The following is a 10,479-nucleotide window of genomic DNA, read 5'->3' on the forward strand; positions in this document are numbered from 1 at the left end:
GCTTCTTCGTGAACACGCTGGTGTTGAGGGCGAAGCTGAAGCCGGAGGAGAGCTTCCGGCAGTTGCTGGCGCAGGTGCGGGAGACGACGCTGGGTGCGTACGCGCACCAGGAAGTGCCATTCGAGAGGCTGGTGGAGGAGCTGCAACCGGAGCGTGACTTGAGCCGGGGCCCGCTCTTCCAGGTGATGTTCGTGCTGCAGAACGCGCCGGGCTCGGCGGTGAGCCTGCCGGGGCTGAAGCTGGAGGCGGCGGAGTCGTCAGGCAAGACGGCGAAGTTCGACCTGACGCTGGGCCTGGGCGAATCGGAAGAAGGCCTGTCGGGCGGTCTGGAGTTCAACAGCGATCTGTTTGAAGCCGAGACGATGGATCGGCTGCTGGCTCACCTGCGCGTCCTGTTGGAGGCAGCGGTCGCCAACCCCGAAACGCGGCTGTGGGAACTGCCGCTGATGGGTCACGAAGAGCAGCAGCGATTGGTGAAGGACTGGAGCGGCAGGGCGGCGGAGTACCCACGCGAGAAGTCGCTGCCGGAGCTGTTCGAAGCGCAGGCGCTGAAGACGCCAGAAGCGGTGGCGGTGGAGTACGGAGCGCAGCGGCTGACCTACGGGGAGTTGAACCGGCGGGCCAACCAACTGGCGCACCATCTGAATGGGATGGGCGTGGGGCCCGAGGTGAGGGTGGGCCTGTGCGTGGAGCGCTCGCTGGAACTGGTGGTGAGCGTGCTGGGTATCCTGAAGGCGGGAGGCGCGTACGTCCCGCTGGATGCGAGCTACCCGCTGGAGCGATTGCGGTGGATGCAGCGAGAGGCTGGGGTGACGCTGCTCGTCGGCCAACAGAAGCTGCTCCAGCCCATGGGCCTCACGGAAGGCACATCGGTGGTGAACGTGGCCACCGAGTGGGACACGCTCATCGCAAGCCAGCCCGTGAGCAACCTGCCTGCCCAAGTGGGCGGGGGGGGCCTGGCGTACGTGATGTTCACGTCGGGAAGCACGGGCCAGCCGAAGGGCGTAGGCGTGCCGCACCGGGCGGTGTCGCGGCTGGTGCTGGGAACGGACTTCGCACAGTTCGGGCCGGAAGAGGTGTGGCTGCAACTGGCACCCATCTCGTTCGACGCCTCGACGCTGGAAGTCTGGGGCGCGCTGCTGCACGGGTCGAAGCTGGTGGTGTACCCGGCGGGGACGCCGTCGCTGGAGGAGCTGGGCCGCAAGCTGGAGGAGGCAAGCATCACGTCGCTGTGGCTGACAGCGGCGCTCTTCGAGCAGATGCAGGCGCGGCAGCCGCAAGCCCTGGCGAAGGTGAAGCAGGTGCTGGCTGGAGGAGACGTGCTGCCGGTGGGCCGTGTGAAAGAGAGGCTCACCACCGGAGGCGTGCTCATCAACGGGTACGGCCCGACAGAGAACACGACGTTCTCCAGCACGCACCGGATGGAAGGGCCCGATGAAGTAGGCACGACGGTGTCCATCGGTCAGCCCATCCAGAACACGACGGCGTACGTGCTGGACGGGACGATGCAGCCGGTGCCGGTGGGAGTGCCGGGCGAGCTGTACGTGGGCGGAGAGGGCCTGGCCCGTGGATACGTGGGCCGGCCGGAGCTGACGGCGGGGCGCTTCGTCCCCAATCCCTTCGGCCAAGGCGACCGGCTGTACCGCACAGGAGACATGGTGCGGTGGCTGAGCAACGGCACGCTGGATTTCGTGGGCCGCAAGGACACGCAGGTGAAGGTGCGGGGCTACCGCATCGAACTGGGCGAAGTGGAAGCAGCGCTGAGCCAATCCGCCGGAGTCAGTGAATCGGTGGTGGTGGTCCGAGACGACGGAGCCGAAGGCAAGCGGCTGGTGGCGTACGTGACGGCGGAAGAGGGCGCGGAGCTGGAGGCCAGCGAGCTTCGGAGCCACGTGAAGCAGCGGTTGCCGGAGTACATGGTGCCGTCGGCCTACGTGGTACTGGACGCACTGCCCCTGACGCCCAACGGAAAGGTGGACCGCAAGGCCCTGCCCGCACCGGAGGCCACGGTAGCCACGGCGCTGCATGGCTACGAAGCGCCTCGCACGCCCACGGAAGAGCTGCTGGCCGGAATGTGGGCTGGCGTCCTCCGCAAGGAACGGGTGGGGATCCACGACGACTTCTTCGAGCTGGGTGGGCACTCCCTGCTGGCGACACAGCTCGTCTCGCGGATCCGTGAAGCCCTCCAGGTAGAGCTGCCGCTGCGCGAGCTGTTCGAATCACCGACGGTCGCTCGACTGGCGCAGCGAGTGGACGTCGCACGGGCTGACGCGGCAGGTATCCAGGCTCCGCCCTTGAAGCGGGCAGCTCGCGACGGGGCACTCCCCCTGTCCTTCGCGCAGCAGCGGTTGTGGTTCCTGGATCAACTGGAGCCGGGCAGCACCGTCTACAACGTGCCCTCGGTGGTGAGGCTGAGCGGCACCCTGGACGTGGCCGCCTTGGAGCACGGTCTCGACGCGCTGATTCGCCGGCACGAGTCCCTGCGCACCACCTTCCGAATCGAGGGCGGCTCGCCCGTGCAGGTCATCGACCCGGAGGGCAGGGCACGGCTCGACAGGGTGAACCTGGGCACGCTTCCGGAAGCCCAACGTGAAGCGGAGGCGAGGCGTCTCTCGCAGGAGGCCGCGCAGCGCCCGTTCAACCTGGAGCACGGTCCCCTGCTGCGGACCACGCTGCTCGACTTGTCCGAACAGGAGCACGTGCTGGTGCTGGTGCTGCACCACATCATCTCCGACGGTTGGTCCATGGGGATCCTGGTCCACGAGCTGACGGAGCTCTACGAGGCCTTCTCCCAGGGACAGCCGTCGCGGCTGCCGGCACTGCCCGTCCAGTACGCGGACCATGCGGTCTGGCAGCGGGAATGGCTCCAGGGCGAGGTCCTGGAGGCGCAGCTCGGCTACTGGAAGCAGCGGCTGGAAGGAGCGCCCCGCCTGCTGGAGCTGCCCACGGATCATCCCCGTCCGGCGGTGCAGTCCCTGGAGGGCGCGTTCGCTCCCTTCGCACTGGGCCGCGAGCTGTCCGATGCCGTGCAGGCACTGGGCCGCCGTGAGGGCGTGACGCCGTTCATGGTGCTGCTGGCGGCGTTCCAGGCGGTGCTGGCGCGCTACTCAGGGCAGGAGGACGTGTGCGTCGGCTCGCCCATCGCGGGCCGCACGCGGGCGGAGACGGAGGGGCTCATCGGCTTCTTCGTCAACACGCTGGTGTTGAGGACGCGGCTGGACGGCCATCCCTCCTTCCGCGAACTGCTCGCCCGGGTGCGAGAGGTGACGCTCGGCGCGTATGCGCACCAGGACGTGCCGTTCGAGAAGCTCGTGGAGGAGCTGCGTCCCGAGCGCAGCCTGAGCCATTCGCCCCTCTTCCAGGTGATGCTCACCTTCGACAGCACGCCCAGGGCAGCAGGGCAGGGTCGGTCCGGCCTGTCACTCCAGCCCGTGGAGGTGGAGCACCGGGTGGCCCGGTTCGACCTAACGCTCGGTCTGGTGGACGGTGAGGACGGCTTCACCGGTGGGCTGGAGTACAGCACCGCCCTGTTCGAGCCCGCGACGGTGGAGCGGCTGTTGGGACACCTGAAGGCGCTGCTCGAAGGTGCCACCGCCGAACCCGGGCGCCCCGTGCTCGCGCTCCCGCTTCTGGGACAAGCGGAGCAGCGGCGGCTGTTGGTGGAGTGGAACGACACCGGCTCCGGCGGGCCCGCGGACGCATGCATCCACACGCTCGTCGAACGTCAGGCGGCCACCACACCCGACGCGGTGGCGGTGGTGTCTGGAGACGTGTCGCTGACGTACCGCGACTTGGACGAGAGGGCGAACCAACTGGCGCGGCGCTTGCGCGCGCTGGGCGTGGGGCCAGAGGTGCGCGTGGGGCTCTGCGCGGAGCGCGACGCGAACCTGGTGGTCGCGGTGCTCGGCATCCTCAAGTCAGGTGGCGCCTACGTGCCGCTGGACCCGGCGTACCCGAGTCAACGGCTGGCCTTCATGCTGGAGGATGCGAAGCCCCGGGTGCTCGTGGGCCAGCGCACATTGCTGGACTCGCTGCCTCCCGTGGATGCGGCCCACGTGGCGCTCGATGAGACGCACGTCTTCGCGGCGGAGTCCGGGGACGCTCCTGTCTCCATCACCGCCCCGGATCATCTGGCCTACGTGCTCTTCACGTCGGGCAGCACGGGCCGCCCCAAGGGCGTGGCGTTGGAGCACCGGAGCGCCGTGGCCTTCTTGCGCTGGACTGCACGGGCCTTTGCTCCGTCCGAGCTGGCCTGCGTGCTGGCCTCCACGTCGCTCAACTTCGACCTGTCTGTCTTCGAGCTGTTCGCGCCGCTCACCCGAGGCGGCGCCGTGGTCATGGCTCGCAACGCGCTGGAGCTGCCGTCGCTTACGGCGGCTGGGCGGGTGACCCTGATCAACACCGTGCCGTCCGCGATGGCGGAGCTGGTGCGCGCCAACGCCGTGCCGGACTCGGTGCGCACGGTGAACCTGGCCGGAGAGCCGCTCGCCAACTCGCTGGTGCAAGCCATCCATCAGGCCGCGCCCGGCGTGGAGCGGGTGCTCAACCTCTATGGCCCCACCGAGGACACGACGTACTCGACCTGGGCGCTGGCACCTCAAGGGGCCACGCGAGAGCCCACCGTGGGCCGGCCGCTGGATGGGACGCGCGCGTACGTGCTGGATGCACTGGGCCAGCCCGTGCCCCAGGGCGTGGCGGGAGAGCTGTACCTGGGAGGCGCTGGTCTGGCCCGTGGCTATGTCGACCGGCCCGAACTGACCGCGGAGCGCTTCGTTCCGGATCCGTTCAGCCAGCGACCGGGGGCAAGGCTGTACCGCACGGGCGACCGCGTGCGGTGGCTGCCCGAGGGTGTACTCCGGTATCTGGGCCGCATCGATCAGCAGGTGAAGGTGCGCGGCTTCCGCATCGAGCTGGGAGAGATCGAGGAGGCCCTGCGCCGACACCCGGACGTGCGCGAGGCCGTGGTGCTCGCGCGCGAGGAGGCGAGCGAGGGCAGGCGGCTGGTGGCCTACGTCGTGCCCCCGCCGGAAGCCGTGCCCGATACGGCCAGCCTGCGGCGCTTCGTGAAGGAGCGGCTGCCGGACTTCATGGTGCCCTCGGCCATCGTGGTGCTGACCGCGCTGCCGCTGACGCACAATGGCAAGGTGGACCGCAAGGCGCTCCCCGAGCCGGAGGCCCTCCGTCTGCATTCAACGCGAGCCCATGTCGCGCCACGCGACGCGCTGGAGCTGCTGCTCGTCCGCATCTGGGAGGAGCTGCTGGGCGCAGGGCCCATCAGCATCACATCCGACTTCTTTGAACTGGGCGGCCACTCACTCCTGGCCATGCGGATGATGTCGCTCATCCGCGAGCGCCTGGGGCGCACCCTGCCGGTGGTGTCGCTCTTCCAGGCGGGCACGCTGGAGGAGCTGGCCGCGCGGCTGCGTCAGGCCCCGGGGCATCTGTCCCCCCTGGTGCCCATCACCCGCACGGGCTCACGGCGTCCCTTCTTCTGCGTCCATCCCGTCAGCGGCAACGTCCTGCCGTACCTGGAGCTGGCGCGGAGGCTCGGACCGGATCAACCGTTCTACGCGTTCCAGTCTCCGGGCATCGAGGGAGAGCGCGCGCCGCTGGAGACGGTGGAGGCCATGGCCGCGAGCTACGTGGAGGCGCTGCGAGCCATCCAGCCCGCAGGCCCCTACCGGCTGGGCGGCTGGTCCCTGGGAGGCGTGGTGGCCTTCGAGATGGCACGCCAGCTCGAACAGCAGGGCGAGCAGGTGGAGCAGCTCCTGCTCATCGACGCCTATGCCTTCGACCAGCGTCCGTCGGAGGCCGTGGGGGCCGACTGGATCGCCGCACGGTTCGTGGAGTTCACGGCCCAGCTCCTCGGTCTGCCCGTGCCTGAGCTGATGGCCGGAGGTGAACCCACAAGCGAGGCCGTGCTGCTGGACCGTCTGCTGGAACTGGGAAGGAGCACCGGCGTGCTGCCCCAGGGACTCGGGTCCGAGCAGCTCCACACCCTGTACCGCGTCTACGAGAGCAACCTCCGCGCCCTCTGGAAGTACACACCGGGCCGCTACGGAGGCCGCGTCACCCTGCTGCGCGCGAGCGAAACGCAGGTCCCTACAGGAGCCGATGGAGGCTGGGCCGCTCTGGCCACAGGCGGTGTGGAGGTGCACGAAATCCCCGGGGACCACCACTCCATCCTCCGGACGCCAGCGCTCGATGTGCTCGCGGAGAAGATCCGACAGCCCTCCTGAACAAGGCCCTGGAGTCTCCGGTGCGAACCGCTGACTCCAGGGCCATCGCCGGGCTCACAGTGACGCGCTCGCCTCCACGTCCGAGAGCGCGAAGTCATCCATGGTGAGCGTGCCGACCTGATCGATGGACAGCCCGACGCTGAGGGCCCGGGCCGCGGAGGGCGCAGCGGGCGTCGTCCACTCGGCGAAGGTGTAGCTGCTGCGCGCGGGCAGGAGGGGCCCCTGGGACCAGTAGATCCACGCGCCTGCGCTGTCGCGGTAGTACGCCTTGAACCGCACCTGCGTCGTGGCCTTGTACCAGGCGGAGATGCGGTAGTGATGCCCCGTCGTCGGGGTGGGCGTGCAGCTGCTGTCGTCCTGCCGGGTGATGAGCTTCCGGTCTCCACTGGTGATCTGCGTGATGCGCACCTGCTGGGCCCAGGTCCCACCGTGGGCGTCCTGTGTCCGCGTCCACGTGAAGGTGTTGGAGCCGAAGCCTCCGCGCTGCCAGCAATCCGGCGTCCCATCCCCGTTGAGGTCTGTTTCGAGCGAAGGGTTCTTCAGGAGCTGCGAAGGCGGCCAGCTCACGGGCGGCTTCAACGCGCCGCCGATGACCGCGTCCATCGTGGCGACGGTGGTCCCCCTGGATGCGCGGGTGGCCAGCCACTCCACGAACGCCGTCAGCGTGGCGGGCGCGATGGAGTAGGTCTGCGGCGGATTGCATGGCCCGCAGATGTGGTGGAAGACGATGGGCACCCAGCCGCCTCCCGACTCCTCCGCGCGCAGGACATAGTTCTTCAGGGCCGTGAGCGTGGTGGTGTCCTGCACGGAGCCGTGGGTCCGGATGGCGTACGGGTCGGCGGGTGGCACGGGCTCGGCGTAGGGGTTGCTGGAGCCGCCGGTCGCGGTGCGCAGGCCGCCGCTCTCCCTCGCTGAGTTGTAATTGCAATCAATGACGATCTGCCGCGTGGTCGCATCCTTGTCCCCGAACGGGTACGCGAAGGACGTGACGCGGAAGCCGGCGTTCAGCAGGGCGACCCGATCATTGCAGATCTCCTTGCGCTGCTCGTCCGGGGGAAGCTCACTGAGGTGCGGGTGGGTCAGCGTGTGGCCGCCAATCTCATGGCCGGCGTCTCGGAGGGCTCGCACCTGGGCGAGCGTGAGGCGGCCGGATTGGCCCATCCGCGTACTGTGGACGAAGAAGGTCCCCCGCATCCCCCGGGCCTGCAGGATGGCGGCGCCTTGGCTCTGACTGGCCAGGCAATCGTCGAAGTTCAGCGAGACGATGACCTGACCGGGCAGGAGGACGATGGCTTGGGTCGTGGGTTCCATGGCGGGCGCTCCCCGTGCGCGCGCAAGCAAGGATGGCCGCACCGGGCGCGCACGAGGCAACGGCGCGAAGGCTCCACCTCAAGGGTGTGCATGGTCAGTGGGTCGTGAACCGATCACCACCGCTTGCCGTGCTACGTGGCCCGGGAGCCGCCAGGGCACCGGAGGCTTCCATCCTCGCTGGTGCGAGCCGCGGGGCACGGATGCGGCTTCCGGCCCCACGGCGCCCTCCCGCGCTACTCCAGCTTGGAGGTGTTGCTCACCTGGAGCTCGGTCGTCACCCGCTCCGGATCCGCGAGGATGTCCGCCTCGTTGAAGAGGATGGGGCGCAGGTGCTTTCCGGCGAAGAGGTCCGTCTGGTCCGCGAACCGGGGCGAGGCGGGGTCGGTGTTCTCGGAGTAGGAGAGCACCGCGTTCGCGCGCGGACCCTGGGACGTGAACTCCATCACCATCAGGAAGCTCGTGCCGAAGTCGACCAGGTAGCCCTCATGCGAGGTGAGCCCCGTGCCGGGCGACACGAGCTCTCCCTACTGCTGGGACTGGGGCAGCAGCGTCGAGTTCGCTCCGGAATAGCCGACGACGTTGGTGACGCCCTCGAACGCGGCGCCTCCGTGCATCGGGATGACCCGGTTCTCCTTGCGCGCGAACTGCACGTCTCCCAGGCGGGAGTTCACCGGGATGCCCGCCTGCGTCAGGATCGCCACGGCCTCACCCAGCTTCTGGTTCACCGGATCCGGCCCTTCCGCCGGGGCTGGCGTCAGCCCTGACGGCGTGGTGGCGGCCTGGAGCGGATCGAACGGCTGTGCGAAGAGCACGCTCTTCTGGGTGAGGGCTGAACGGTCGAACCCGTTCAGGAACTCGCGCCACACAGCAGGATCAACCCCAGCGATGCGAAGACCGGGGCGTCCGGCGTGTTCTCCAGCGACGCGCGGTAGGCCTCCACGGTCTGTGCGCTCAGCGCGGGGACGGGGGACGCGTCCACGTAGCGCGTGTCGCCGTCCGCGTTCGCCAGGAGGGTGTTGACCCAGGGCGCGCCCCGCACCGTGCGCTCCACGTTCGTGGCCTCCTCGATGCTGTGGGCCACGTTCATCCGCAGCCAGTGCTCCGCGAACCGGTCGTTGCCTTCGGTGGCGTCACGCACCGTGTAAGCGAGCTCATTCGACCAGTCGGCAGCCGCGTGCGCGTGTGACGTCTGGGGTTGGGCGTCTATGTAAGCAATCGGATCAGCCGCTCCGCCAGCGTTTGCACGTTCGGTGCGCGCAGCACGCTGTAGTGGTTGCCGGGCACTTCCAGGAGCAGGAGCCCGTCGGGTGCGAGCGCGCTCCAGCCCCGGTCGTTCTGCTCCTCGGCCGAGCGCTCACTGGCGCGCAGCACGACGATGCGGCCCGGAAGGGGCTGGGGCCGGTAGTGCTTCATGGCGCGCAGGTTGTTGGCGAAGACCTCGAAGAGGGTTCGTACCTGCGGCAGCTGCACCTCGGGGACGAGCAGACCCGACTCACGCCCCTTGACCATCAGGTCCTCGAGCGCCGCGTCCAGGCCTCGTTCGAGCAACGCAGGGTCGGGAATCCACGCGCCCTGGTCGGCGAGCTGGCCCTGGTCGCTGGCGAACTGAGCCAACACCTGACTGGCATCGTCGACGTCGATGCTGACGCGCGCTTCGGTGGCGCTGCTCGGATCAATGAGGGTCAGCACCTCCACGGTGTCGCCGTGGGCCTGGAGCTGGCGGGCCATCTCGAAGGCCACCAGCGCGCCCATGGACCAGCCTCCCAGGCGGTAGGGGCCCTGGGGTTGGACGGTGCGGATGAGTTCGACGTAGGTCGCCGCCATCTCCTCGACGGTGCTCGGTGAGAGCGGCTTTCCATCCAGCCCCGGCGACTGGAGTGCGTAGAAGGGCTGATCCGGTCCCAGGCCCCGCGCCAGCTCCGCGTAGCTCAGCACGTTGCCGCCGACGGGGTGGACGCAGAAGAACGGGCGACGCGTGCCCTCGCGCCGGATGGGCACGAGTGGCGAGAAGGGCTCGGGCAGCTTGCGCAGGAGTCCGGCCAGTTGCTCCACCGTGGGCGCCTGGAACAGAGAGGCCAGCGGCAACTCCCGCTTCATGCGCTCACGGATGCGGGCCATGAGCCTCACTGCGAGGAGCGAGTGGCCTCCCAGTTCGAAGAAGTGGCTCGTGACCCCGATGGGCTTGATGCCGATCACCTCTTCCCAGATCGCCACCAGCTCCTGCTCCAGATGATCTCTCGGGGCTTCGTAGGACCCCGGGGTGCCGAAGAGGCCCGCCGAGGGCGTGGGAAGCGCAGCGCGGTCGATCTTGCCGTTGGGCGTGAGCGGGAAGGCCGCGAGGGGGACGTAGAAGAACGGCACCATGTACTCGGGCAGCTTCTGCTGGAGGAAGGTGCGCAGTGCGGTGGTGTCGGGGCTGGAGGTGACGACGTAGGCGACGAGGAACGGATCCGCGGTGGGTGAGTCGCGGCGAGTCAGGACGAGGGCCTGCTGGACGCTGGGGTGCTGTCGCAGGGTGGCTTCGATTTCGCCCAGCTCGATGCGGAAGCCGCGCAGCTTCACCTGGAAGTCGGTGCGGCCCAGGTACTCCAGCTGCGCATCGGCGCGACGGCGCACGAGGTCGCCGGTGCGGTACATGCGAGCGCCGGGCGTGGAGCTGAAGGGGTCCGGGACGAAGCGCTCGGCGGTGAGGTCCGCGCGTCCGAGGTATCCGCGCGCGAGGCCGGCGCCCGCCAGGTACAGCTCTCCGGGCACGCCGATGGGCTGCGGGAAGAAGTGGGGGCTGAGGACGTAGGCGCTCGTCTCGGGAAGGGGCAGGCCGATGGTGGGCTCGGTGGGGCCTTCGGGGACGCGGGTGAAGGTGGAGTAGGTGGTGTCCTCGGTGGGTCCGTAGAGGTTGAAGACGTGCTGGACGGAGCCGGTGGCGTAG

General features: G+C 69.1%; 6 protein-coding genes. 1 reads left to right on the forward strand and 5 read right to left on the reverse strand.

What is annotated here, in order from left to right; all coding sequences use genetic code 11:
- The coding region (locus D7Y13_RS31295) for a non-ribosomal peptide synthetase (RefSeq protein WP_147452531.1) at positions 1–6,239 on the forward strand (6,239 nt) is incomplete at its 5' end.
- 54 nt (positions 6,240–6,293) lie between these two features.
- Here the strand turns inward: D7Y13_RS31295 and D7Y13_RS31300 are convergent.
- The 5 genes from D7Y13_RS31300 to D7Y13_RS31310 all read right to left on the reverse strand — a co-directional run.
- The gene (locus D7Y13_RS31300; protein ID WP_120582307.1) at positions 6,294–7,550 is read right to left on the reverse strand and encodes a polysaccharide deacetylase family protein; all 1,257 of its coding nucleotides are present in this window, start codon (positions 7,548–7,550) and stop codon (positions 6,294–6,296) included.
- A 233-nt stretch (positions 7,551–7,783) separates the two neighbouring features.
- Positions 7,784–8,065 (reverse strand): penicillin acylase family protein, encoded by a 282-nt coding sequence (locus D7Y13_RS48290; protein ID WP_233595285.1) that lies wholly within the window; start codon positions 8,063–8,065, stop codon positions 7,784–7,786.
- Between the two features lie 9 nt (positions 8,066–8,074).
- Entirely contained in the window at positions 8,075–8,416 is a 342-nt protein-coding gene (locus tag D7Y13_RS48295) for a hypothetical protein (protein WP_233595284.1), read from the reverse strand.
- Complete coding sequence (locus tag D7Y13_RS48300) at positions 8,398–8,688, reverse strand: penicillin acylase family protein (protein ID WP_233595283.1); 291 nt, start codon at positions 8,686–8,688, stop codon at positions 8,398–8,400. Before D7Y13_RS48300 ends, D7Y13_RS48295 begins: the two co-directional genes overlap by 19 nt.
- 65 nt (positions 8,689–8,753) lie before the next feature.
- On the reverse strand, positions 8,754–10,479 hold a 1,726-nt coding region (locus D7Y13_RS31310), incomplete at its 5' end, for an alpha/beta fold hydrolase (protein ID WP_120630868.1).

This window comes from Corallococcus praedator (assembly GCF_003612125.1).
Classification (GTDB): domain Bacteria; phylum Myxococcota; class Myxococcia; order Myxococcales; family Myxococcaceae; genus Corallococcus; species Corallococcus praedator.